Source organism: Halovibrio variabilis (genome assembly GCF_007991175.1).
Classification (GTDB): domain Bacteria; phylum Pseudomonadota; class Gammaproteobacteria; order Pseudomonadales; family Halomonadaceae; genus Vreelandella; species Vreelandella variabilis.
The window spans coordinates 273,561-298,474 of record NZ_BJXV01000002.1; the positions used below are offsets into that span (position 1 = coordinate 273,561).

General features: G+C 56.2%; 21 protein-coding genes and 1 pseudogene. 4 read left to right on the forward strand and 18 right to left on the reverse strand.

What is annotated here, in order from left to right; genetic code table 11:
- Nucleotides 1-54 precede the first annotated feature (54 nt).
- Complete coding sequence (locus HVA01_RS03245; protein ID WP_146873094.1) at nucleotides 55-867, reverse strand: bacteriorhodopsin-like; 813 nt, start codon at nucleotides 865-867, stop codon at nucleotides 55-57.
- A 515-nt stretch (nucleotides 868-1,382) separates the two neighbouring features.
- Here HVA01_RS03245 and dsrO point away from each other — a divergent pair.
- The 3 genes and pseudogenes from dsrO to HVA01_RS03260 all read left to right on the forward strand — a co-directional run bounded on the left by dsrO (nucleotide 1,383) and on the right by HVA01_RS03260 (nucleotide 6,463).
- Nucleotides 1,383-2,159 carry a sulfate reduction electron transfer complex DsrMKJOP subunit DsrO gene (gene dsrO, locus HVA01_RS03250; protein WP_146873095.1) on the forward strand — a complete coding sequence of 259 codons (777 nt, stop codon included), beginning with the start codon at nucleotides 1,383-1,385 and terminating at the stop codon, nucleotides 2,157-2,159.
- Between the two features lie 49 nt (nucleotides 2,160-2,208).
- Nucleotides 2,209-3,372 (forward strand): annotated as a pseudogene (nrfD, locus tag HVA01_RS03255) (NrfD/PsrC family molybdoenzyme membrane anchor subunit); the annotation flags it as partial.
- Entirely contained in the window at nucleotides 3,365-6,463 is a 3,099-nt protein-coding gene (locus tag HVA01_RS03260; protein ID WP_146873096.1) for a molybdopterin dinucleotide binding domain-containing protein, read from the forward strand. The pseudogene nrfD and the gene HVA01_RS03260, both read left to right, overlap by 8 nt.
- 8 nt (nucleotides 6,464-6,471) lie before the next feature.
- Here the strand turns inward: HVA01_RS03260 and HVA01_RS03265 are convergent, their stop codons facing one another.
- The 8 genes from HVA01_RS03265 to HVA01_RS03300 all read right to left on the reverse strand — a co-directional run bounded on the left by HVA01_RS03265 (nucleotide 6,472) and on the right by HVA01_RS03300 (nucleotide 13,377).
- Nucleotides 6,472-7,938, reverse strand: coding sequence for a dihydrolipoyl dehydrogenase (locus HVA01_RS03265; RefSeq protein ID WP_146873097.1), 1,467 nt, complete (start codon nucleotides 7,936-7,938; stop codon nucleotides 6,472-6,474).
- 14 nt (nucleotides 7,939-7,952) lie between these two features.
- A complete protein-coding gene (locus HVA01_RS03270; RefSeq protein ID WP_146873098.1) occupies nucleotides 7,953-9,695 on the reverse strand; it encodes a SulP family inorganic anion transporter in 1,743 nt (580 codons plus the stop codon).
- 53 nt (nucleotides 9,696-9,748) lie between these two features.
- Nucleotides 9,749-10,177: a protein tyrosine phosphatase family protein gene (locus HVA01_RS03275; protein ID WP_146873099.1), complete on the reverse strand. Its 429-nt coding sequence runs from the start codon at nucleotides 10,175-10,177 to the stop codon at nucleotides 9,749-9,751.
- 29 nt (nucleotides 10,178-10,206) lie between these two features.
- Nucleotides 10,207-11,115: an MBL fold metallo-hydrolase gene (locus HVA01_RS03280; RefSeq protein WP_146873100.1), complete on the reverse strand. Its 909-nt coding sequence runs from the start codon at nucleotides 11,113-11,115 to the stop codon at nucleotides 10,207-10,209.
- A 51-nt stretch (nucleotides 11,116-11,166) separates the two neighbouring features.
- Nucleotides 11,167-11,814 carry a peroxiredoxin gene (locus tag HVA01_RS03285; RefSeq protein ID WP_218031529.1) on the reverse strand — a complete coding sequence of 216 codons (648 nt, stop codon included), beginning with the start codon at nucleotides 11,812-11,814 and terminating at the stop codon, nucleotides 11,167-11,169.
- A 208-nt stretch (nucleotides 11,815-12,022) separates the two neighbouring features.
- Entirely contained in the window at nucleotides 12,023-12,211 is a 189-nt protein-coding gene (locus HVA01_RS03290) for a YgaP family membrane protein (RefSeq protein WP_146873101.1), read from the reverse strand.
- A gap of 29 nt (nucleotides 12,212-12,240) precedes the next feature.
- The gene (locus tag HVA01_RS03295; protein ID WP_246129421.1) at nucleotides 12,241-12,714 is read right to left on the reverse strand and encodes a DsrE family protein; all 474 of its coding nucleotides are present in this window, start codon (nucleotides 12,712-12,714) and stop codon (nucleotides 12,241-12,243) included.
- 72 nt (nucleotides 12,715-12,786) lie between these two features.
- On the reverse strand, nucleotides 12,787-13,377 hold the full coding sequence (locus tag HVA01_RS03300) for a rhodanese-like domain-containing protein (RefSeq protein WP_146873102.1): 591 nt from the start codon (nucleotides 13,375-13,377) through the stop codon (nucleotides 12,787-12,789).
- Nucleotides 13,378-13,669: 292 nt separating this feature from the next.
- On the opposite strand from HVA01_RS03300, the gene dsbG reads away from it, so the two are divergent.
- Nucleotides 13,670-14,452: a thiol:disulfide interchange protein DsbG gene (gene dsbG / locus HVA01_RS03305; RefSeq protein WP_146873103.1), complete on the forward strand. Its 783-nt coding sequence runs from the start codon at nucleotides 13,670-13,672 to the stop codon at nucleotides 14,450-14,452.
- A 41-nt stretch (nucleotides 14,453-14,493) separates the two neighbouring features.
- On the opposite strand, the gene HVA01_RS03310 is transcribed toward dsbG, so the two are convergent.
- From HVA01_RS03310 to HVA01_RS03345, 9 genes are all read right to left on the reverse strand, one after another.
- Nucleotides 14,494-15,510: a c-type cytochrome gene (locus HVA01_RS03310; RefSeq protein WP_146873104.1), complete on the reverse strand. Its 1,017-nt coding sequence runs from the start codon at nucleotides 15,508-15,510 to the stop codon at nucleotides 14,494-14,496.
- Nucleotides 15,507-16,172, reverse strand: a complete 666-nt coding sequence (locus HVA01_RS03315) for a c-type cytochrome (RefSeq protein ID WP_146873105.1) — start codon at nucleotides 16,170-16,172, stop codon at nucleotides 15,507-15,509. The genes HVA01_RS03310 and HVA01_RS03315 overlap by 4 nt, the downstream gene beginning before the upstream one ends.
- A gap of 41 nt (nucleotides 16,173-16,213) precedes the next feature.
- Nucleotides 16,214-16,471 (reverse strand): sensor histidine kinase, encoded by a 258-nt coding sequence (locus HVA01_RS17610; protein ID WP_246129436.1) that lies wholly within the window; start codon nucleotides 16,469-16,471, stop codon nucleotides 16,214-16,216.
- Nucleotides 16,372-17,532, reverse strand: coding sequence for a histidine kinase dimerization/phospho-acceptor domain-containing protein (locus HVA01_RS03320; protein ID WP_246129424.1), 1,161 nt, complete (start codon nucleotides 17,530-17,532; stop codon nucleotides 16,372-16,374). The genes HVA01_RS17610 and HVA01_RS03320 overlap by 100 nt, the downstream gene beginning before the upstream one ends.
- The gene (locus HVA01_RS03325) at nucleotides 17,529-18,230 is read right to left on the reverse strand and encodes a response regulator (RefSeq protein ID WP_146873106.1); all 702 of its coding nucleotides are present in this window, start codon (nucleotides 18,228-18,230) and stop codon (nucleotides 17,529-17,531) included. Before HVA01_RS03325 ends, HVA01_RS03320 begins: the two co-directional genes overlap by 4 nt.
- A 127-nt stretch (nucleotides 18,231-18,357) precedes the next feature.
- The gene (locus tag HVA01_RS03330) at nucleotides 18,358-18,762 is read right to left on the reverse strand and encodes a DUF6691 family protein (protein ID WP_146873214.1); all 405 of its coding nucleotides are present in this window, start codon (nucleotides 18,760-18,762) and stop codon (nucleotides 18,358-18,360) included.
- 71 nt (nucleotides 18,763-18,833) lie between these two features.
- Complete coding sequence (locus HVA01_RS03335; protein WP_146873107.1) at nucleotides 18,834-19,298, reverse strand: YeeE/YedE family protein; 465 nt, start codon at nucleotides 19,296-19,298, stop codon at nucleotides 18,834-18,836.
- Between the two features lie 178 nt (nucleotides 19,299-19,476).
- Nucleotides 19,477-21,726, reverse strand: coding sequence for a putative bifunctional diguanylate cyclase/phosphodiesterase (locus HVA01_RS03340; RefSeq protein WP_146873108.1), 2,250 nt, complete (start codon nucleotides 21,724-21,726; stop codon nucleotides 19,477-19,479).
- Nucleotides 21,716-24,706, reverse strand: a complete 2,991-nt coding sequence (locus tag HVA01_RS03345; RefSeq protein WP_146873109.1) for a CheR family methyltransferase — start codon at nucleotides 24,704-24,706, stop codon at nucleotides 21,716-21,718. The genes HVA01_RS03340 and HVA01_RS03345 overlap by 11 nt, the downstream gene beginning before the upstream one ends.
- Between the last annotated feature and the right edge of the window lie 208 nt (nucleotides 24,707-24,914).

The window sequence follows — 24,914 nt, forward strand, 5'->3', positions numbered from 1 at the left end:
CTTTTAACGGGGCCATCCTTGGCCGTATGTGACTCCTTTTATGAAAGTCGGCGCTTAAGAGGGCTTGGACGTTTCGTTTTCAGCGGCAGCAGCTGGTTTAGAGACGGTTGACGCGGTGCCTTCAATCTCCTGCGATTTGCGCATGGCAATCATGAAGATAAAGACCCCAAAGACGGCCTTAGCCACGATATCCGCTACCGTATAACCAACTTCAACGGCTGTGATGGCAGCTCCGCCTTCCAGACCGACCAGCGGGAAGAGGTAGACAATCGGGTAGAACAACCAGGAACCAATGACCAAGTAGACAGAGATGTTGATCAAGTTCTTCACGCTTTCCGGCTGCTGTGAAATGGACTCTTTAAGACCCACAACAAGCTGGTAAACGATGTAAACAAACGGAATCATCGAGAGCACCCAGAACACGAAGCGCAAGCCACCCGCGCTGGATACTTCACCCGGATAACCCAGCACGATCATTAAGGCAGCCGCACCGCCTAGAACCGTCGTTCTCTTGATGGTTTCTTGTCTGGACAAGCGCATGACCAGTATCAGCTCGATCAGCAAGAGCGGTACCGTCAGCAGCCAATCGACGTAGCGGTAAGCTTGGTTGAAGGGCTTACCAGTTGAGATAACTTCTCCAGACGTTACATCAACAGCGGCCCCCCAAGACAGCATGATTTGCAGGTAGTGGTAGGCAGCAACCGCGGTTACTAACCCCGTGATGGTGATGGCTAGGCGGTAGGCTGGAGCAATTTCAGACTTCATTAACCAGAAAAAAAGCGTTGCGGCGGCCATTACGGCAAAGCCAAACGAATACGCATTCTGGATAAAGGAGTATTGCCCTACGGATAAAGCTTCAAGTTCCATGAGTATCTCCGGCGGCATTAGTTTTTGTAAGCAGACATTACCCATGTGACCGGCACTGATGCCTCATCCATGTGTAATGAGCTACCAACGCATTCCACACAAAAAGTTATTCAGAACATATTTTCTGGATAACTCTTGTTAAGCGTAGTCATACATCAGTAAATAGCCAACTATCTTTTACAAAATTTATGCAGACTTTGATCTGAAGCAATTTTATGAGCACTTCTTGTAGGACTTTTATGTACATCCAAATAAAGCTTGGCCGACCATAACAAACCTCAATGCCGACGTTATCAATAAGGTCCATGGGTATAGGATCGCCCAACCAATTTTTTAGCTATTGATAAATTTAACTAAATATAACAATAACTTATCTATCAAACATTAAGGGAGCATTAAGAAAATAGCCCCAACTCATTGACGCCCATCAATTTCTGACTCAAAGCAAAAGCGTAATCTAAGCGTATTCCAATCATTCGCCCTGCGAATGCCGTTTTATTCACCAAGGAGGCGCTATGGACGCAATGCGTCGCTCGCTCTTGGGCCAACTGGCCCGTTTAAGCGCAGGCGCTGCGCTGGTGCCGCTTTCGAGCTTTGCTCAGGCTGGCATTAATCAACAGCCAGCCCGCCGTGAAGGCGACCCCACTAAACGCTACGGCATGCTGATAGACCTACGTCAGTGCATCGGTTGCCAGGCCTGCACGGTTTCATGTCATATCGAAAACGCGGCACCGCTGGGCCAATTCCGCACCACGGTTTCTCAATACGAAGTAGAGCATCAGGAGAGCGGTGAGCTGGCCACCTTTATGCTGCCGCGGCTGTGTAACCACTGTGAAAACCCACCCTGCGTCCCGGTCTGCCCGGTTGAGGCCACCTATCAACAGCAGGATGGCATTGTGGTGGTCGATAGCGACCGCTGCGTGGGCTGTGCCTATTGCGTCAACGCCTGTCCCTACGACGCCCGCTTTATTAACCAGCGCACTCAAACCGCCGACAAGTGCACCTTCTGTGCCCATCGTTTAGAAGCCGGGTTGCTACCTGCCTGTGTAGAGAGCTGCGTAGGCGGTGCCCGTGTTATTGGCAATATGCGCGATCCGCAAAGCCAGATCAGCCGGATGATTAACGAACACAGTGATGCGTTGATGGTGCTACAACCAGAAAAAAATACCCTTCCGCAGGTGTTCTACCTCGGTATGGACGAGCGCTTCACCACACGCCCCACGGCTGAACCCGTTGCGCTGGAAGTGCTCGACCCACACGGTCAGGAGATGGGCTATGAATTCCACCATTGAGCTACTGGCACCGCGCTACGACATCGCCTGGTAACCTTGGGCGGTACAATACTTTTTTATGATTGCGGTCTCTTACGCCAGCCTCTGGCTAGCCGCCCCGGCGCTGGTATTCGGTAAAAAAGCCTGGCTGCCCACCGCGCGTCTGGCGTTAATCGCCTGCGTCAGCACAACGCTGGTGGCACCCGTCGCGCTACTAGCAGATTTGCACCAGCCGCTGCGCTTTTGGCACTTCTACGCTTACGCCAACAGCCACTCCTGGATGTCGATTGGCAGCGTGGTTCTGCCGCTTTATCTGGTTAGCGTGCTTGGCCTTGCTTGGCTGGCATGGCGACCTGCGCTACAGGCAAAGCGAAACGCATCAGGGCTGAGCGGAATGCTAGCCAACTGGCTCTCTTTAGGCAGTGGCGCAACGCCCCGAGCGCTAGTCGCCGTGGTAGGCGTGGCCGCGCTGGTGCTATCCAGCGGCATTATGCTTTACACCGGTGCGGAGCTAGCGATCGTCAAGGCACGCCCGCTTTGGCACACCGTATGGCTACCACCGATGCTGGTAACCACCGGATTTATCGCCGCTGCCGGGCTCGTATTAGTGCTGAACCGAGTTAGCGGACTTGGCTCGCCAAACACCATTCGTCAGATGCTGTATGTGCTTCTCGTTGCTTGCGGTTTGGCAGGCCTCGTCGCCATTAGCTGGTTTTTGGATGGTGTAAATGCCCATGTAGGTTCAGTGGCCGCTGCCCTGGAATCCGTGCGCTATAGCGCCTCGTGGCACAGTACCGCCCTGTGGGGCGGCGTTACCGGCATCGCGCTGTTTGTCGCCGTGGTGTTTTTGCTGACTCGCCCTACCCTGAAACAGTCAGGCTCAAACTTGGCGTCAACATCTCACCAGCCAACACTCTTTGCCTGGGCATGGTTGCTTGGCCTAGTAGCCATTCATATGGGCTGGATGTTCCGCTGGGTGGTGCTGATGGATGTTCAGCATGTGGCTCGCAACAGCGCCGGTTTTCACCACTACGGCATCCCCGCGGGCTCTTCCGGTATGTTGGGTATTGTTGGCACCTTCGGTCTCTGGCTCGCCGCTATTTTACTGATTGAGCTGTTTATACCCTGGCGGCAAGCCCAGCAGGGAGGCTTTGTGGCAACCCCCACCCACGCTTCTCAAGACGCTACTACTCACCCTCTCACCGCTAAAAAAGGAGCGTCTAGCCATGTCTAAGTCTGCTCAAGACCCGTCACGCCGTCGTTTTCTGAAAGGGGCTGCCGTCGCGGGCGGTGCCGCTACTTTTGCCGTGGGCTATGCCGAGCCACTGGCTAAAATGGCCAAGGGCATTACTGGTAGCGCGGGTGAAAAACCCCGACACAATATTCATGGCAACTCGCTGACCCCAGAATACCGAGTCGATTTAGACACTGGCGAACTTACGCTAACACCCGACCAGCGGGTCGCCTTCACCATTTGCTACGGCTGCACCACCCGGTGCGGCGTGCGAGTAAGGGTCGATGACACCCGTGGTGAAGTACTCCGGGTGTCGGGCAACCCCTACCACCCGCTGTCCGCCGATGACCATTTACCCATGCGCACCCCAGTGGCCGATGCTCTACGCAGCGTGAGCGCCTACGGGGAACAGGGTCAGCTAAACCGCTCTACCGCCTGTGCCCGTGGCAACGCCATGATGAGTCAAATCACTAATCCATTCCGAGTCGACCACTGCCTTAAACGAGTTGGCGAACGGGGTAGTCGCGAGTGGCAGAAAATTTCCTTCGAGCAGTTAATTGAAGAGATCTGTGACGGCGGCGACTTGTTTAACGAAGGTCACGTTGATGGACTGCGCGATATTCGCGACCATGACACCCTAATCGACCCTGATAACCCCGAATACGGCCCCAAGGCCAACCAGTTGATGGTAATGGAAGCCACCGACTACGGGCGCTCTGACCTACTCAAGCGCTTTACTCTCAACGCTTTTGCGACCCGCAACTACGGACACCACGGTGCGTACTGCGGTTTGGCTTTCCGCATGGGGTCTGGTGCGGTGATGAACAATATTGTCACCAACGCCCATGTTAAGCCGGATATCCAAAATGCACGGTTTATCATGTATATCGGCTGCGCGCCCAGCCAGGCGGGCAATCCGTTTAAACGCCAAGGCCGCCTGATCGCCCAAGCCCGTGCAGCCGGAACGCTGGAGTATGTAGTGGTCGACCCAGCGCTCAATGCTGCCACCTCCCACGCAGCTGACAACAACCGCTGGGTGCCTATTCGCCCCGGTACCGACAGCGCTTTCGCCATGGCAATCATTCAGTGGCTACTCGACAATCAGGGCTATGCTAGCGACTTCCTAGCCCTGCCCGGCAAAGCCGCCGCCGATGCAGCGGGCGAAACCACCCACTCCAACGCCACTCACTTAGTCATTGATACCTTCGAGCACCCGCGTCGTGGCTATTTTCTGCGCGCCAGCGACCTAGGTCTTGCCGAAGCAGGTAGCGATGCAGACTCACCGGTAGTGGTAGCCAATGGCGAGCTCGCGCTCAGCGAAGAGGTAATGACCGCCGAGCTGTTTGCTGAACGCGCGATAGAACTTGCCAATGGCGCCACCGTCACCGTTAAAAGCAGCCTGACGCTGCTGCGCGAATCCGCCCATGAGTACGACCTAGACACCTACGCCGAGCATTGCGGCATTCCCAAGGCGACGATCATTACGTTAGCGCGCCGCTATGCGAGTCACGGCCGAAAGGCCGCAGTTAACTGCCACGGCGGCATGATGTCAGGTAACGGTTTCTACGCCGCGTTCAGCGTACAAATGCTGAATCTGCTGGCAGGCAACTACAACATGAAGGGCGGCAGCGCCGTCGGAGGTGGCACCTACAGCGGTACCGGCGAAGGCCCACGCTACGATTTAGCCAACTTCCCTGGAAAACGCGGCCCCCAGGGCGTGTTTCTATCCCGTTCGCGCTTCCCCTACGAAAAATCTTCCGAGTACCAGCGCAAAGTCGCCGCAGGCGAAAACCCTTACCCGGCTAGAGCGCCGTGGCGCTCGTTGGCACCGCCGACGCTCACAGAGCACCTACCCTCGGCACTCAATGGCTACCCTTACCCCATCAAAGCGGTGATTGGCTGTATGGCCAACCCGATTTATGGTCAGGCAGGCCTGAAGGGTGTCATTGTCGACAAGCTGAAAGACCCCAAACGGTTAGGTCTCTTTGTGGCGATAGACGGTTTTATCAACGAAACCAATCGCTACGCCGACTACATCGTGCCTGATTCCGTGATGTACGAAGTGTGGGGCTTTACCGGCGCCTGGAAAGGCACCCTGGGCAAGCTGACCACCGCCTGTTGGCCGGTGGTGGAGCCGCGCCAGCAAAAAACCGCCGAAGGCGAACCGGTCTCTATGGACAGCTTCTTTATCGCCGTGGCCAAACGCCTGGGCCTGCCCGGATTTGGCGACAATGCGATTCCTGATACCGATGGCAACCTGCACCCGCTCAATCGCGCCGAGGATTACTACCTGCGGGCCGCGGCCAATATCGCTTTTCAAGAAGAGCCCCTGCCCGAAGCGGACGACAATGATATCGCCCATGGGGGCATTGCCCCACTACTGCCTAAAATAGCCCGCACGCTGAAAGCCGATGAGCGCACCCGGGTTGCCTACCTCTACGCGCGAGGCGGACGTTTTGAAGATGCCAGCGAGCACTTTATAGGCGAGAAATTGAAATATCAGTGGACGAAAACGCTGTGTGTTTACAATGAGTCGGTCGGCACTAGTATTGACACCACTAACGGCTTGCCCAATAGCGGGGTGCCCTGCCATAAGCTGCCCCAGTTGGCGAACAAGCAGCCCATGCGCGAGGTGTTTTCAGAACAGGAGTGGCCGCTACTGGCGTTCTCGTTCAAATCCAATTTGATGAACTCTTACGCCATAGGCAGTGAGCGGCTGCGCATGATCAAGCCTTATAACCCGGTGCAGATGCACCGCCAAGATGCCGAGCGCTTTGGTATCCAGCACGGCGATACCATTCGCATTGAAAGCCCTGGCGGTAGCGTAGTGGGACTGGCGCTCGTCAGCGAAAGCGTGATGCTTGGTACATTGGGTATTGAGCATGGTTACGGACATCGCGATTTAGGCGCCACGCCACACGTTATCGACGGTGAATCACAGCCGGATATGCCCTGGATGCGCGCAGGCATCAATATCAACGATCTGGGCTTTAAAGACCCCACGCGGGATGTGGATGGCACTTGGCTTGAGCCCATTAGCGGGGCCAGCGTGCGCCAAGGCTTACCAGTCAAAGTGAGCCGTGAGGGCTAGTAGTGTTCTCAATCGCCGGGGCCGCATTCCATACAGCGTTCTAAAATATCAGGCCCCTGCTGTAGATTTGCCTGCAATTCACGAAGTCCGGTGCGCAAACCTTCTTCAAGCACCGGATGATAAAAGGGCATGGCGAGCATCTGACTTACCGTTAACTTTTGTTCTAATGACCAGGCTAGCAAGTGGGCTATATGCTCAACACCTGGTCCAAACAGCTCAGCACCTAAAAACTGCCCGCTGCCATGCGCCGCATAAAGTGCGAAGTAGCCTTGGTTTTCACCCATTACTCGCGCACGCCCCTGATCGGCAAGAGAGACCCCGCCTTTAGCGATACAATCACAGCCACCATATTGCTTCTCTAAGCTAGCGCGACTTTCACCCACCATTGCCATCTGGGGTTCGGTAAACACAATAGCCAGAGGAACGTTACGCTGGCCTACTTGCACATCGTCTAGGTTCGCCGCGTTGCGTCCTGCGATTTTTCCTTCTGCGATTGCCTCATGCAGTAGCGGTACCGCCAGATTGGCATCTCCTACGATGAAAATATGGCTTGGCGTGCCTTGCACATTCAGGCACTGCAACGAAAAGCGGTTAAATTGAGGTACCCCACGATTGTCCAGCGTAAGTTCTGCTTTCTCGATATCCAGCTGGTCCACGTTGGGCTGACGCCCTGTCGCCGCAAGCACATAGTCGAACGTTTCAGTAATAGTTTGCTCGCTGCCACGCTTATTGAAGGTGACATCAACGCCGTTTTCTTGACACTCGAGCTTATCGATATTGGCATCAGGGTCTAAATATAGCTCTCGGTTGAACGTCTCATCTGCCAGTTGGCGCAGCGTCTCGGATTGAAAAGGCCCTACCCCACCGCCCACACCAAAGGTGCGAGTACGTACCCCTAGCCGACTAAGTGCTTGACCCAACTCCATACCAATCACGCCAGGCCCCACGATAGCCACTGATTCAGGCAACGTTTCCCAGTTGAAGACATCATCATTAACGATTAGCCGGTCGCCTGCACCTTCCAGCAGCTTCGGCCATGTGGGCCGCGATCCGGTGGCAATTATAATAGCCTCGGCCGTAAGCCGGGTATGGTCATCGATGATCAACGTATGGGGGTCAGTAAAACGGGCGTGGCCAAGCAGATGATGCGATTCGGGAATCGTTTCCATCGATTTCAATACATGACCGACGAAGCGGTCACGCTCATGCCTGACCCTTTCCATCACCGCTTTACCATCTATCGTTACACCGCTCACCTTGACGCCAAACATGGCAGCGGTGTTGGTACTGTGCGCGACATTGGCAGCAGCGATGAGCAGTTTTGAAGGCATGCAACCCACACGCGCGCAGGTCGTGCCATACGCACCTGCTTCAATCAGCATTACGTCGTCGGTATGTTTGTTCGCGGCGTGCCAGGCGCTAAGGCCCGCGCTACCCGCCCCAATAATGGCTACCTTAGCGTGTCGATGTTGCATGGCGTTGTCTCCTTTTATTGGGTTGGCAAAGGGGGCGTATTGGCTTTGATGGCTTCGGCTAGGGCCTGCCAGGCATCAAAGGTGGTAAAAAACATCTGCCCGGTTAGCGCGTCGCAAAAGTCTGTTTGCTTTAAGCGGTCCATCACTGGGCCTTTCACTTCTGCCATGTGTAGCTTGACGCCTGCATCGCATAACCGCGCGTTGATCGCTTCTAAGCTTTCAAGTGCAGAAGCATCAATGACATTAACCGCTTGGCAGGTCAGCACAATATGCCTTAGCGAGGGCGAACGGGCGGCCAACGCCATAACGGTGTCTTCCAAGTAGCGAGCATTAGCGAAGTAGAGGCTTTCATCGATGCGCAGCATCGCTACGCGCTCATCGGTTTCGACCTGGTGACGCTTGACATTGCGAAAATGCTCGGTGCCCGGTACGCGACCGACCACTGCGCTATGAGGCTGGCTGGTGCGGTAAAGATGTAGCCCCAACGACAGCACTACGCCGCAAATAATACCGACTTCAACGCTGTGCAGCAGGGTCAGTAACAAGGTAACCACCATGGCCGCACCGTCGCTGCGGGAGTACTGCCAAGTACGCTTCACCGCAGGTAGGTCAATCAGCGTTCCGACCGCCACAATGATGGTGGCCGCGAGTGTCGCCGTGGGTAAAAACGCCAGCATGTCAGTGAGCAACAGGGTAGAAAGCATTATACCCAGTGCCGTAAACGCCCCGGCCAGCGGCGTTGCGGCGCCTGCTTCAAAGTTGACAACCGAACGGGAAAAGCCCCCGGATACCGGTGAGCCGCTGCTAACACCGGCACCCAGATTGGCCATGCCCAGCGCAATCAGTTCTTGATTAGGGTCGATGCGCTGGCGGCGCTTTGCTGCCAGCGTTTGCGCAACTGACACCGATTCAACGAAACCTACCAGGCTAATCAGCAACGCTGCGGGCAATAGCCCAAACCACAGCGTTTGATCCAGGCTGGGCAGCCCGATGGCTGGTAAACCACTGGGCACAGTGCCCACCAACGCCACTTCGTGTTGGGCTAGGTTTAACCCCCAGGCCAGCAGTGTGGTGACCACCACCGCTGAGATCGGCGCAGCTTTCACCATGAGCCCGGCAGTGCTGGCAGAGACACCGATAGCTGTGAGCCATGTATTTAACCGCTTGCGGCATACCAGCAGAAAGCCCAATACGCCCAGACCAATCAGCAGCGTCGTTATATTTACCTGCTGCCACTGACTTAGCAGCCCACCCAACAGGTCAATGACGTTATGGCCAGACGCCTCTACGCCAAGAATATGTTTGAGTTGGCTCATCGCAATCAGAATGCCTGAAGCCGTTATAAATCCCGAAATCACCGGATGGCTCAAGAAATTGACCAAAAACCCCAGCCGCAGCACGCCCATGGCGATCAATATCAGCCCAGAAAGCGCTGCCAACACCAGTGCTGCACTGACGTATTCTGGGCTGCCGGGAGTGGCGAGATCACTCAGTGCAGAAGCCGTCATCAGCGCTGCCACCGCCACTGGCCCCACGGCTAAGCTAGCGCTGGTGCCAAAGATGGCGTATAGCACCAGCGGCAGCATGCTGGCGTAGAGTCCCATCTCGGCTGGAAGCCCCGCTAACAAGGCGTAGGCCAGCGCCTGAGGCACCAGCATTAGCGTGACAATGACCGCGGCCAGTGCATCCCGAGAGAACAGCTTGCGGTTATAGCGGCGTAGCCAGCCGACCAGTGGCACCCAACGCTCAATACTCATGGGCAGTATCCGTTTGCTGAGTCAGCGTGATCGCGACAAGCGTCATCGCAGTGTTAGGTTTGTTGTTCTTCAAGCCCTTGCCGATGCTCTTCCAAATCGAAGCCTGCTGCTTTCGCAGCGCTAAACAGCTCAGCAAGGTCGCACTGCTCGGTGTGACGCTTCGCGTAGGCCCATAGATGGGTAGCCCGCTTTCCCGTGCGGCAGAATGCCAGGATAGGCCGGGGTAGCTGCTGCATAGCCTCAGCAAAGGCGGCAACATCCGCTTGGCTGTAGTCACCCGGTGTGACCGGAATGTGCACCCACTGAAGGCAAATATCAGCGGCTTTTTGACGGTAGGCTTTTTCATCCGGAAACTCAGCGCTTTCGCCGGGCTTGCAGTTACAAATGACCGTTTTGAAGCCTTTTGCTTTGACGTGCTCAAGTTCTTCTACCGTAAGCGCTGAGGTAATCTCGATATCCGTTTCTAACGGCTGCGTTTGCATGGTGATGCTCCTGTTAAGTAGTCAAGGGCTTAATCCCAGGCGGCGCCTTCTAAGGCATCCAGCGGGATTTTGAGGTAGCGCTTCCCGTTTGCCTCCGGCTCTGGCAGTCGCCCGCCCCGCGCATTGACCTGCAAGGCGTGCAAAATCAGCTTGGGCATGGGCAGTTCGCTATCGCGCTGATGGCGTAGCGCGATGTAATCCGTTTCGCTCATATCAGCTATGTGCGGGTTACGTTCACGCTGCTCAGCGACCGTGCTCTCCCACTGCGGCTCGCGGTCATCGGGCATATAATCGTGGCCGGTGAATAGCCGAGTGTCAGCGGGCAGCGCTAGAATCTGCTGAATGGAGTGCCACAGCACCTTGGCATCGCCACCGGGGAAATCGGCGCGGGCGGTGCCAAAGTCTGGCTGGAACAGGGTGTCGTGCACGAAGGCCGTATCGCCAATCACGTAGGTAATTGAGGCCAGCGTATGGCCGGGCGAGTAAAGTACACGAGCATCCAGCTCACCGATGTTAAAGGTGTCACCTTCACTAAACAGCGTGTCCCACTGGCGACCATCGGTCGTCATTTCCGGCCAGTGATAGATCTCCTTCCATAGCGCCTGTACTTTGGTGACTTGTTGGCCAATGGCCGTGGGTGCACCGGTTTGTTGCTTTAAATAGTGGGCCGCGGAGAAGTGGTCGGCGTGGGGGTGGGTATCAAGAATCCACGCCACCGATAACCCTTCTTTGTTGATATAGGCCAGCAGCTCATCGGCGTGGTGAGTCGCCGTCGCGCCGGACTTTTCGTCAAAATCCAACACGGGGTCGATAATTGCACACTGCTTGGTGGCAGGGTCGCTTACCACGTACTGGATGCTAAAGGTACGCGGATCGAAAAAACCGGCCACATCCGGCGAGCCTGCGCCGGTATGCTTTGAAAGCGCAAAAGTGTTCATGACTTCTTTCTCCTGAGACTTAAGTAATGTCAGCCTGAAAAGCAGCAAATATCAGAGTGTCTTTTTACAGAAGTACCAGTCTGTGTAGTCATAGCCTTCCGCTTGACGGGCTTCTGCATCCTGCGAAGTGTGGGGTGGCGGCACGATGACCGGCTGTCCAGGCAACCAGGCTTCAGGTGTTGCAACGCCATGTTCATCGCTGGTTTGTAACGACTTAACCAAGCGAAGCACCTCTTCCACTGAGCGGCCGTTGGTCATGGGGTAGTACAACATGGCCCGAAGCACACCTTCTGGGTCAATCACAAAAGTCGCGCGAACCGCTGCCGTATCGCTGGCTCCCGGCTGAATCATGCCGTAGGCGTTCGCCACCTTCATGTTGAGGTCAGCAATAATTGGGAAGGTAATTTCGACGCCGAAGTTATCTTTTATGCTCCGCGTCCAAGCAATGTGCGAGTGAATGCTATCGATGGAAAGGCCCAGCAGCTCCGTGTTGGCCTCTTTGAACTGATCTGCGTAATTCGCAAAGGCCGAAAACTCCGTGGTACACACCGGAGTAAAGTCTGAGGGGTGAGCGAATAACACTAGCCACTTTCCCTGATAGTCGCTGAGCGATTTTTCGCCGTGGGTCGTTTTGGCAGTGAAATCCGGCGCTGCCTTATTCAATTGAGGCATGACAGGTTGATGCATTTGATTTTCCATGACGTTTCTCCTGATGTATTAACGTAAACTGAAATGCTTGGGATTTGATTATGATTATAAAGTTATTCCTTTTTAGAATATCTTTCCAATTGAAACGCTAAATGATAACGATAGGGATAGGACGACTAGCTATTCGACAAACTGAAACGTCCGCCCCACTTGGTGAGCCGGACGCGGTTTCTTACCCTTGCCAAAACTTAGCAAGTGGTCACTTAAGCTTGCAGGTATTGATGCCTACCAGCTTGTAGGCCGGGCAAAAATTGAACAGGCCGGTAGCCAGCGGCACTACCCCTATCCAACCCCAAACGCCGATGGTGCCTACTAGCGTCAGCACAATCAGCGCGATGCCGACTAAAATGCGTAAAATCTTATCGATACCGCCGACGTTGCTTTTCATAATGGACTCCTTCATTTCAAGGTGGATACTCAAAAGCTGTAAACGGGAATGGCAGGATCGCGCATCATTTCCGCTATGGTGCCGGGTGCTGCAATGCCCACATTCTCCACAAGATCCTCTTCAGCATGCGCGCTGTTAGGCAGGTAGATGGCACACACATCCACGCTGGCACCGTTTTCCATCAGCATGTTGAGAATGCCTTCCGGCTTAACCTGGCCAGCTGGGTTGCTTGGGGGTGTAGCGATAGCCTCAGTGCTTGCGTACCCTTGGGTAGCCAGATCACCGGCGGTGTCACAGAGCAAAACGTGCAGGTCGGTGCCCTGCTGCTGCATGGCATTGGCGAGGATCATGGCCATGCCTTGGGTCTGGAGCGATTCACTGGTGAGGATGACCAAGGCCTGGTCTTCACGTTCATCGCTGCCATGGTTATTAGCAATGGCGAGACCTGAGAAACCAATGGCTGCCATGACGGCTGTCAGGGTCAGGGTTGTTTTAAGTGTCATACGTTTACCTCATTGGGTTGGGTCAGTGTCTTTGGCCCAGCGACACAATCTAGCGGACCAAGTATCAGAGCATCAGTTGTCGGGATACCAAGCGAAATCGGGGTTGATGTTGTAGCTCCACGGCAGGCCCGAATTACGCCAGCCATCCATGGCTCTCACACCCTGCGAATCTCCTTCGTCAAGTTTTCCTCCCTCAAAACCGTCGGTCATTGAGTAGACATCGCTATACCCCATCGCGGTAATGACATCGGCCGCGGGAGCGCTGCGGGTGGCGCCCGAACGACACATGACAATAATGGGATCGTCATGGCTTACACCCAGCGCTTCTATCTCAGCCTTTACTTGCACGTCGAAGTCGACGTTCTTGCCCATGGCCCATGTATTGGACTTCTCATCAAAGTTATCGCGATCGGCCAGCACCCAAGGCACATGAATACCGGTGGGTTCAGCGAAACCGGTGAACTTGATCTCGATGGGATCGCGTACATCAATCAGTACGGCACGCTCGTTCTCCTGCATAAGCTCATAAGCTTCAGTGGCAGTAACGTAAAGACCTAACGTCGTCTCACGGTAGGCCGCGGCCTCTTCTGCAAAGGAAGGTGAGATGCCGAGGAAAACCGAGAGCCCCATTGCGGCGCATAGAAAAGGAGACGCTTTTTTCATAATATTTTCCTCTAACGTAATAACTTAATATCAGTACGCCCAGCATAGCTGCCTTACCGCGTAAGGGCACGAGGCAAGTGGTCGCAGCTTGATCCATATCAAGCTATTTACGTTTTAGTGATGGACCTGAGGGGGCTTGAGGTAATCGCCACACTTAGCGGCTTTTCGCATAATCCCTAAATAATGTCGTGGTGCGACAATGCCAACACGGCATTATGCTGGGGCCTGCCAGTGTTAAGATGGCAGCTATTAGCTTTCCAGCTTCTCACTCCTATTCAAACAAGGCGCTGCCATGCACTTGAAACGTCACTCTGTCATTAGCGGTTTTCTCCTACTGACAGTGCTTGGGAGCACCTCTGCAAGCTATGCCGATGAGCTTCCCGCCCCTATTCAGGCACTGGCCGACCAAGGTTTGGAGATTCATGGCCAATTCGAGGCCCCCGGCGGATTGCGCGGCTACGGCGCCAGCGTGCAGGGACAGGAAATGGCGATTTACCTGACGCCTGATGGCGAGCACGCGGTGATGGGTACGCTGATGGATAGCGAGGGTAATGACCTTACCGAAGCACAGTTGGCTGAGCATGTGCGTGCACCGCTGGAGGCACAAACCTGGCAGCTATTAAGCGAAAGCCACTGGATTCAAGATGGCGACGTAGATGCCCCACGGGTGATTTACACCTTCACGGATGCTAACTGCCCCTACTGCCGCCAGTTTTGGCAAGAGACACGTCCTTGGGTAGACGCGGGTGAAGTGCAACTGCGTCATATCATGGTGGGTATTTTAGCGCCTGATAGCCCTGGCAAAGCAGCTGCCATTCTCGGCGCTGACGACCCGGCGGCCACACTGCATGCCCATGAAAGCGGCCAGGAAGAAATCGAGGCCAGTGCCCAACCACGCGAGATTGAAGAACAGGTGTACGCTAATAACCAGCTGTTCGAAGAGCTGGGGCTGTATGCCACGCCCACCTCGGTTTTCCAGCGTGGAACTGAGAATGGGAACGTGCGTATTGAGCGTATTCAGGGTATGCCCAGCGATGAGCGAATGATCGACATGATGGGCAGCGAAGCGCCCTAACCTGTATGAGGGAGGCCGCCAAGACAGCCTCCTCACTACCCTTACTCCTCAGATAGGTTTTCGAACCGCGGCATGCCAACGTTCCAGGGTTTAATATCGCCTTTCTCGCCGAAGTTTTCGTGATCACCCAGCACATGGCCGTCGTGTTCGCGGGTTTGACCGTACAGTGAACGCTTATGGAAGGTCGGGCCAAATCGCTCGGATGTCTCGGCGACATCTCCCGTGTAACGGGGGTCTTGGGGACGCTCTTGGCTGGTTATGTAGTAGGCAATATCCCAAGCCTCTTGATCACTGAGTGAACGCGGTTGACCAAGCGGCATATTTTGGTAAATAAAGCCCGCCATGGTATCGACTCGAACGATCCCCGCTCCCCAATTATTGGAGCCGTCGCCCCAGGGGGCAGGAAACACGTACTCGCCGCTTTCATAGTGACCAGTACCATCTTGCTGATGGCAGATGGCGCAGTTGTTCTGATAGGCCGCTTCACCACGAGCGTAGTCTGGCGTTTGCTCGGGCTCATCTGGCGCTGGGAAGCCACGTCCAAAGATCGGCTTGTCTGGATACATTGGCGCACCGGTGGCCAGCCACTGGTGGTAGGCACTCAGCGCCAGCATTTCATCGCTGCCATACTCGGGCGGCACGCCGTTCATGGAGTAGGCAAAACAGCCTGCAATGCGCTCTTCCAGGTTATTGACATGCTGGTTTTTACCCCGGAAATCCGGCAGCGTGATGGCCGCCGCCCACACCGGAGCACTGAACGGCACCCGCCCTTCACCTAAATGGCAACTCGAGCAGTTCATGTCATTGAACACGTTCTCACCGCGCAACTGCTGGGTATTGGTGAATAGATCGTGACCATAGCGGATGACTTTTTTCAGTTCCGGATGAATATCTGAATTCTCAAGGTCTTCCATGGTGGGGGGTTCATGAACCAGCATATCCAGCGCGGCGTCTGGGCGTTCTTCTGGCTGGGCAAAGACACTCGCTGCGTAAGCAACACCGAGCGCAAGCGAGCAACCGGTCAGCGCTATGATGAAGGGGCGACGACAGCTAATCATTGTGCGGTCTCCTGCTCTGCTGAACCGGATTGCGTGGCATACCAGGCGGACACCGCCTGAATATCGTTATCGCTCATGCGTTTGGCAATGGCGCCCATAAGGTTCTGTGGGTCGTTACTGCGGGTCTCGGTTTTCCACGCCTTCAATTGAGCACTGATATAACCAGCATGCTGGCTGGCGACACCGGGGAAGGTGCTACCAACGCCTGTGCCACCAGGCCCGTGACAGCTTTGGCAGGAAACAATATAGGCGTTCCAGTCGCCACGTTCGGCAAGCTGTTGACCGCGCGCCAGCAGGGCTTCGTCGGCCTGATCGCCGCCTTGGCCAAGCGTTAGCGGCATTTGGCTATAGTATTCGGCCACATCGGCTATTTGCTGGTCATCGAGCATATTGGCAAACGTCGCCATGGTCGCATTTTGTCGCTGCCCGGCTTGAAAGTCGTGCAACTGCTTGGCGATATAGTCGGCATTTAGCCCCGCCAAGCGTGGCCATGACTCACCATTGGGTACGTTCATACCGCTACCATAGGCCTGGTGGCAGGCGGTACAGGTAGCCGCGGCTGCCTGGCCTCGCTCGGCGTCCCCTTGCTGCGCCAACGCGCCGAAAGCGACCAGGCTGATCCCCACCAGCAGGCCCAGCCTGCTTAAGCATTTTTTATTCATATCGGTTTCTCCCTTGCGTTATCTTTTTTGCTATCGCGCTTTTAGCGACGCGCCACTGGCACCTTCAAACAGGCGGTGAAGCCACCCTCAGCTGGGCTTTCGAACATCACTTCGCCGCCAAAGCGTTCGGCTATTGCGGCCACAATGGCTAGCCCCAAGCCACTGCCCTGGTGTTTACTGGCGCGCCAGAATCGTTGCGTTAACTGCGTAAGCGTCGCGTCATCAACACCAGGCCCCTGGTCACTAACGCGAAAGGTAAGAGCACGCTCCCCTGGGGACCAATGCGTATCAACGCTGATGGGGAATCAGCGGACCCATGATAAAGCGCGTTATCGAGCAAATTACGCAGCGCGGTTATAGCTAGCTCACGGGGCATGGCCAGGGTGACATCGGGCCAGCTGAACGGCACGATAAAGCGCGCGGATGTATCGTGCTGGCTATCTGCCAGGGCGTGTTCGACCACATCTGCTACACGGCTGGCCTTGCCATCATCAAAGCGAACACACCCCTCTACCCGGGCCAGCGTTAGCAGTTGATCAAGGGTTGAACTCAAACGCACCACGCCCTCTTCGGCCTGGTTGAGCGATGCGATGGCGGCTTGACCCTCGACCCGGCGAGCAACTTGCAGGTGGGTTTTGATCGCCGTCAGCGGCGTGCGCAGCTCATGGGCGGCGTCATTGGTAAAGCGCTGCTCGCGCATAAGGGTTTGCTGCACTCGCGCCAGCAGGGCATTGAGAGTCTCAATGAGCGGCCGAATCTCTTTAGGCAAGCCATAGGTGGCGACGGGCGCCAGCGCCTCGGGATGGCGGCTGGCTAACGACTCGCGCAGCCGCGTTAGGGGCGCTAAGCCGCGCCAAATCCCTAGCCAAAGCGCAACCATGCTGCCCACCAGCGCCACTACAAAGGGCACCACGGCCATCCGGATCACGCCGCTGAGCAGCATATCGCGCTCATCCATACGGTCGGCGGTGGTAATAACGATGCCACCACGCTCATAGGTAAACACTCGCCAGATCACGTCGCCTGTCTGGCGATAAGTATGACCTCTCTCACCCGGCGCCAGCACGGCATCCATATCGGCATGGGTACGCGCCATGATCTCCCCTTGGGGCGAGTGCACTTGGCAGGCAAGGCCCTCAATAGGTGGAATAGACAGCACGGGATGCTCGGCATCCTCCCAGACCTCAAACGGCAGCTGCAGGACTAGCCCAGCCACCATTCTTGCCGACTGCGCTAAGCGCTGATCCAGGGTTTCCACAAACTTCTCTTCAAGGTCTCGCATCAGCCACGCCGCCGCCACACCCCAGAGCAGGGCCAGCGTTAACCCCAGGGTAAGCAGTAAGCGCGCGCGTAAACTCATCGCTGCCCCGGATAGGGCGTGCCCGCTATATGAATGGCTGCGGGTTTGCCCAGCCGGTAGCCAAGCCCGCGCACCGTTTCAATCACACCGCTACCCAGCTTGCGGCGCAGGTGGTGAATATGCACATTCAGCGCATTGCTCTCGACATCGTCGTTCATGCCGTAAAGGCTGTCTTTGAGCTGATCAGCAGAGAGCACGCTACGCGGCGATTGCAGGAAGGTTTCAAGCAGCACCAGCTCACGGCGAGAAAGCATGATCAATTGTTGATCTACGTAAACCTCTCGTGCCGCTGGGTCTAAGCACAGTGCACCGTGGGAGATCAGACCGCTGCTACGCCCTGCTGCCCGGCGCAGTAAGGCGTGTAGCCGCGCTACCAGCTCATCTAAATCAAAGGGTTTCACCAGGTAGTCATCAGCACCACCCTGCAGACCATCCACCCGGTCACGCACCGCATCCCTGGCGGTTAACACCAGCACTGGCACATCGATTGCCTGTTCGCGCCACTCGGCAAGCAGTTGAAGACCATCGCCATCGGGCAAACCGCGATCAAGAATGACCACATCGCTGGCCACCGTTCGCATTGCCTGACGGGCAGCGTTCACTGTGGAGACGTGGTCGACCACAAAGTCGAAGGTCATCAATCCAGCGCGAATACCCGACGCAACCAGCGGGTCATCTTCAATCAGCAAGACGTGCATAGCGGTTTCCTTTTTATTACCCTTCAGCATGGCTGACGAGCATTAACCCAGCGTTAAGGCAAATAAAAACGCCCTTGCTGTGATGGCAAGGGCGTCAGCATGGCAATCGCCGAATAAGGACGAATGGCTAGGCAAGACGCTTAGCAGCAAACCACCCCAGCACCATCGTCACCAGCATGGCCAGTAGCGGTAACGAAAGACCGCCAATAGAGGCAATCGCCGGCCCTGGGCAGTAGCCGGAAAGCCCCCAGCCAATACCAAACATCGCCGCGCCGCCTAATAGCCTCGTATCTAGTTCTTGCTTGGTAGGTAGCTGAAAGGCGCCGCCCAGCAGCGGCGCCGAGCGTTTAAACACCAGCCGATAGCCGATAAAGGTGGTGACGACGGCCCCGCCCAATACAAATATCAGCGTGGGATCCCAGGCGCCTGCCAAGTCTAAAAACCCGACGACTCGCGCGGGGTCGGTCATACCAGAAACAGCCAACCCCAGGCCGAAAAGCAGCCCCGCCGCGTAGCCTGCTGCTGTTTTCATCGCGCTACTATTTTTAACGCCGCTATCTTTTACGTCGTTCTCTTTTACGTCGCTATTCATTGAGCTATTCATTAAATGCTACCCAGACCCAGCAAGTGACGCGAGATATAGACGGTCACTAACGCCGTCAGTAAAAACATAGCGGTGGCTGCCATGGAGCGTGGCGCCAAGCGGGCTAGCCCACATACGCCATGGCCACTGGTGCAGCCACTGCCCAGCCCAGTGCCTAGCCCCACCAACAAACCAGCCACCAGCATTAACCCTACGCCGCCTGCTGGTGCGCCAATTACCTCACCAGGGCTACCGGCTACATTGCCTAAGCCACCACCTAACGCCATGATTGCTAACGGCCCGCTGATTAGCCCCAACAGAAAAGCCACTCGCCAAGCGCTATCGCCCTTGGGTCGCTGAGTAATTAAATTACCCAGAATGCCGCTGATACCGGCGATACGGCCCAGCGTTGCCATTAGCCAAGTAGCCGAAAGCCCGATCAGCACACCGCCAGCCAGCCCTTGTAAACTCGCACTCAAATCCACCGGTAGCTCCTTCATCATTGGACGCGCTGATTTAACCATGCGGGCATCATATTTTAAATACTGTTCTATGGTTAGAATATTTTAGAATAAAATAGATTTGGTACTATACCTTTCTACGCCACTCACAGATTAACGCCCAGTGGCCCGGCCTTGAGGTGTACGAATTAATAGCCACGAATCAAGAGGTACGCTTAGCGCGTTGCAGCATAGACCTGAAATCGTCGGCTTCCAGAGGGCGAGCGAGGAGGAATCCCTGTATGCGGTCACAGCCGTGCGCTTGCAGCCAAGCCAGCTGTTGTTGGGTTTCCACGCCCTCGGCTACGGTTCGCAGCCCGAATGCCTCGGCCATATAGAGAGTTGCCCGGGCGATAGCTTCGTCGTGTTCGTTTTCACCCAGGCCGTCGACGAAGGATTTGTCAATTTTCAGTTCGGCCAGGGGGAGCCGCTTTAAATTGATCAGGCAGGAATAGCCGGTGCCGAAATCGTCGATGGAAAGTTCGATTCCACTTGCGTGAAGCTTGTCAATCTCGTCAAGCACAAGATCAGAGTGCCCCGCTAGAGTGCTTTCGGTAAACTCCACCTGAAGCTGGCCCGGCAATATACCGTGTTGGCTCATGATCTCTTCCAGCTGGCTAGAAAACTGCCCGTCGCGAAATGCCTTGGGGCTGACATTAAAGGAAATAACCGGGGGTTCGAGCCCTGCCGTTAGCCACTGCTGGAGGTCTGTGCACAGTAGCGCTTGCACTCGCCAACCGAGTTCCGTGATCAGATCAGACCTTTCAGCGATGGAAATAAACCGCTCTGGGCTAATCGTCTCCAGCTCGGGGTCTTGCCAGCGCAATAGGGCCTCGACCCCGACCAGCCGGGTGGGATCGCTTGCGGCGAATTGGGGCTGATACACTAGGCGTAACCCACCGTTAGTCAGTGCCCGGCGCAGGGCCTGCTCAATAGCCCTGTCCTCAAGGAGCTGTTGGTGCAAGGCCGTATCGTATAGCCGCAGCCGGTTGCGTCCGTCTCCCTTGGCCCGGTACACCGCCATGTCGGCCGCCTGGCAAAGACTCACCACATCCTCGCCGTCCTGGGGGTACAACGCCAGGCCGGCGCTGGTTGTCACGCGTAGGTGACGGCCTCGAACCTCAAAGGTGCCGGCAAGCCCCGCCACCAGGCGCTGGGCAATGAACCCGGCCTTCTCGGCGTCACAATCAGTGAAGACCACCGTGAACTCGTCGCCGCCAAACCGCGCCACCGTGTCCTCATCCCGCACCCATTCGCGCAGTTGGGCGGCCACCCGTACCAGCAGCTCATCGCCCACTTCGTGACCCAGGGTGTCATTAATATCCTTGAAATTATCGAGATCCAGAAACAGCAGGCCCGCCTGCCCTCCGCGGCGCTGGGCCTGGGCAATAGCTTCCTGAGCACGTTCCTGAAACAGGCGCCGGTTGGGGAGCCCGGTAAGGGCGTCGTGGCTAGCCAGGTACTCGATCTTGCGTTGCGAGTTCTTGATCTGACTGATATCAGAAAACACGGCCACTAAATTACGCGGCTCGCCGTCGTCGTCAATGCGATTGATGGTGAGCCATTCCGGGTAAATCTCGCCATCCTTGCGACGATCCCATATCTCACCCTGCCAAAAGCCCCGATTGTTAAGGCTTTCCCACATTTTTTTGTGGAAGACCTGTCCTTGGCGTTCGGATCTGACCAGGCCGCTCATAATAACGCCCAAGGCGTCGCTCTCGGTATACCCGGTAATCGCCGTAAAAGCCTCATTGATCGATTGGATGCGTCCGGCGGCGTCCATGACGACGATCGCCTCGCCGATTTCTTCGAATACGCGGGCAGCAACCCTGAGTTTATCTTCGGTCTTTCGGCGCTCGGTGATGTCGATCAGAGCGCAACGGAAGCGAGCGCCGCCTAGGCCCGTGGTCGGCTCCATCACGCTCTCCATGCGCACCGTCCAGGTGGCTTGCTCATCCCTGGCAAGCGTCAAGTCGACAGCCTGCGTGGTTGTTGCAGAGGCAATCGCGCGGCGGTGGAGATGGAGCGCATCTTGGGATTCGGAGGCCACAAAGGCGGACAGCAGCTGGCCGCTTAGATCGGTACCTGGGGCGAGAAGCTGGTTGGCAGCTTGATTGGCCTCTTCGATGCGACCTTGAGCATCCAAAAGCAGGTAGCCCATGGGAGCCCGCTCAAATAGGTCGCGATAGCAGTTCTGGGCATTTTCTCGAGCGATTTCGAGCCGATCCCGCGCTTGTTTCAACTCCTCGTTCTGGATGCGCAGCTCCTCCTGGTGTAGCTCCAGTTCGGATACCAACGACTGAATATCTCTCCCGGTCCAGTCAGAAACGTCTGTCAGGCCCTGGTTCAGGCGGTGGTGGGCGGCATCCCTTAGCGCTTTAGATGAGAACGCATTGTTTGGGTTATTGACCATGGCCGAGGCTCCTTTCGGTGTGTTCTAACGGCATTGCTGCTTGCCTGTAAACTTCCATGGTGAGGAGCAACATGGGGGGACCTTCCTGCACCTCCAAGCAACGCCCATTGAGGCGCAAGTTCGCAGGCTCCGGGTCGCCGAGGTCCATGCGCAGCTCAAAGTCGTTGAAGGCCTGTTGCTGAGGCAACACCTCGGCCAACAAGGCCCTCAAGTCGGGATTATCCCACTGCCCGTCCCCAATGCCGAACAGGCGCTTACCCTCGACGTCATCGGGCGTCAGGGGAAAGGTGCGATAAAAACCATCATTGGCGGAGACCACTTGGAAATCCTCATCGAGCACCAGCAGGGGCTCGCGAACGGTATCGACAACCGCGCGGAAAAAAGCCTCGCTACGCGCCACGCCATGGGCGGCCTGGATATCCTGAAAAGTGCAGATTACCCCGCGAATGACATTGCGAATGCTACGGTAAGGCTGGATGCGCAATAGGTACCAGCGGCCGCTGGTCGTCTGCACCTTAACCTCTTTGGGGGTCAGGCTATCCAGAACGGCATCGGCATCTTCCAAGAGAGCGTCGTAATGAAGCTTCGTGGAAAGTTCGCTCAGGGGTCGGCCAATGTCGGAAGAACGAACCGCAATGAGCTGCTGAACCGGGGCCGTGAAACGTTTGATATTCAGCGCTTCGTCAAGAAACAGGGTAGCCAGGTGGGTGCTGTCCAAGAGGTTCTTGAGGTCGTCATTGACCTCGGTAAGATCGTCGACGCGGATATTGAGTTCGGCGTTGACGCTGCGCAGCTCCTGGTTAAGGGATTCAACCTCCTCCTTGGCGGCTTCCAGCTCTTCGTTACTGCTCTGGAGCTCTTCGTTCATGGACTGAAGCTCCTCGTTTAAGGACTGAAGCTCCTGGTTAGCCGCCTGCATCTCCTTGACCGCCACCTGCTTTTCTTGACGCAGGGCTTCCAGCTTCCTTTTGAGTTTCGCCTCAGCCCCGTGGCTACCCGTGCCTTCTGAAGTACCTTCTGAAGTACCTTCTGACGTAGTTGTCGACTCGAAAGACCCGCTGGCGGCGTTCGCCTCAGCCGACACGGGCACAAGATGCAAAGCCACCAATCGGTATCCCGCTAGGGCCTTGGGGCTCCGGATTAGCTGCACCTCTAATCGGACTTGCTCGGCGTTATCGTTAGTCTGGACCTGCACCTCCTCGATGACATAGTCAGAATCGCCGCTGGCCACCCTTTCTAACGCCTGACTCAGCGGTGCTCGCAGGCCTGGGCGTGCCATTGCCAGCAATTGATTGCGGGTGGGGCCGCTGGCGGGCTCCAAGAAACGGCCAGTGCGACCATGCACATACACCACTTCCCCGCTGTCATTAACGACCACTGCTGGCGGGGCAAACTGCAGCGCGAGAAGGCCTTCAACATTGCGGGAAAGGCTCTCTCCGCCCGCCATTGGCTGGATGCCAGCCGATTCTTGATGCGATAACGAGCGGTGGCGACGGCTGGGCCCAGGCATCTCCAACAGCCGGGGCGGGAAGGAACCTTCGGCGACCCGGTAGATTCGGCTTTCCTTACTCACCACGGCAAAAGCTTCGCTGTGGTGATCCAGGCTCTCCGAGGGCCCTAAAAACAGCAGCCCCTGATTGCGTAAGGTATAGCGAAACAACGCCAGGAGGCGATCCTGGCGGTCCCGTTCCAGGTAGATCAGAAGGTTGCGACAGGTAATCAGATCGAGGTTGGTGAACGGCGGGTCCTGGAGGACGTTGTGCTCGGCAAATACCACCATGTCGCGCACTTCCCGCCCTATCCTGACGGTATCGCTTTCAGCAGAGAAATACCGCTGCAGGTGCGTTTCGCTCAAGTCTTGTCCAATACTTGCCGGATAACGCCCCACCCGGGCTTTCTCAATGGCAGCCTGATCCACATCAGTGGCAAAAATCCTGACTGCGGGGGCCTGTTCCCAGTCAGCGATGCATTCACTGATAAGGATAGCCAGGGTGTAGGCCTCCTCACCGGTGGCACAGCCTGCCACCCAGGCGCGGAATTCCTGCCCCGTGCGTGACGACCGCTGCAGCAGCGCCGGTAACTGCTCGCCCAGAGCAGCCCATGATTCGGGGTCCCGGAAGAAGTTGGTGACACTGATGAGGAACTCTCTAAAGAGCAGGTCGACTTCTTCGGGGTGGGCCTGCAGATACTCCAGGTACGCCTGGGGGTCGAGTATCTGCCTTAGGTCCATGCGTCGCTCCAGGCGACGATTTAGCGTACTGGTTTTGTAAGCTGAGAAATCGTGACCGTTACGAAGCCTCACTTGGTTGAGGATTTTTCGCAAAAGACTGGGCGAAACTCCCGGTTGTTGGCTTTGCATAGCCGCCTGACGATGGTGTTGGGAGCGTAGATAACCGCTCAAGGTGGCCGGCATGTCCGCCGGTGCCAGCACATAGTCCACCTGGTTAGTGGCAATCGCATTGGCCGGCATATCGCCGAACTCGGCGGTATCCGGGTCCTCAGCCATGACCATGCCCGCCTGAGACTTGACGGACTGAATGCCAAGGGTGCCATCGCTGCCGGTGCCGGACAGGAGAATCGCGAGGGCTCGATAGCCTGCTTCTGCCGCCAGCGAGCGGAAGAAAACGTCGATAGGATGGGGGGGACCGGTTTCTGCGCGCTGGTTGGATTCCCCGGACCGGACTAACTGCCCACGGTGAAGGATCCAACCGTCGTCAGGTAGCGCCACATAAACCCGGTCTGGCGCTAGGGTCTCGCCCTCCTCGACCATCTGCACTGGCAGGGCGGTTTGCGGGCCTAAAATTTCGGGCAGCAGGCTGCGTTCGCCTTTGGGATGGTGCGTCACAATGACGTAGGCCGCTCCCGTATCGGCCGTCAAGTTGGCCAGAAAGGACGTAAGCGACTGGAGCGATCCTGCAGAGCCGCCGATGCCGACAACCGGCAAGGCTTCAACTGCGTGGCGATCATTTGATGGAGACATGCGCTGATCTCGGATAAATAATGTTGGTTAAGACGATGGGGGTGGCTTTCCAGACTCACCTCGTCAACTATCATTATGGTTGCTGCGGCGCCACACTGCTAACCTGCTCTTCAAAGCGCGCCTGTTTACTGTAGATGGATATTACGGGCTGATGGATGCCTTGAAAAATTCAACGTGTCGCATTGCTCATTCGGGTTCTCACTGAGAG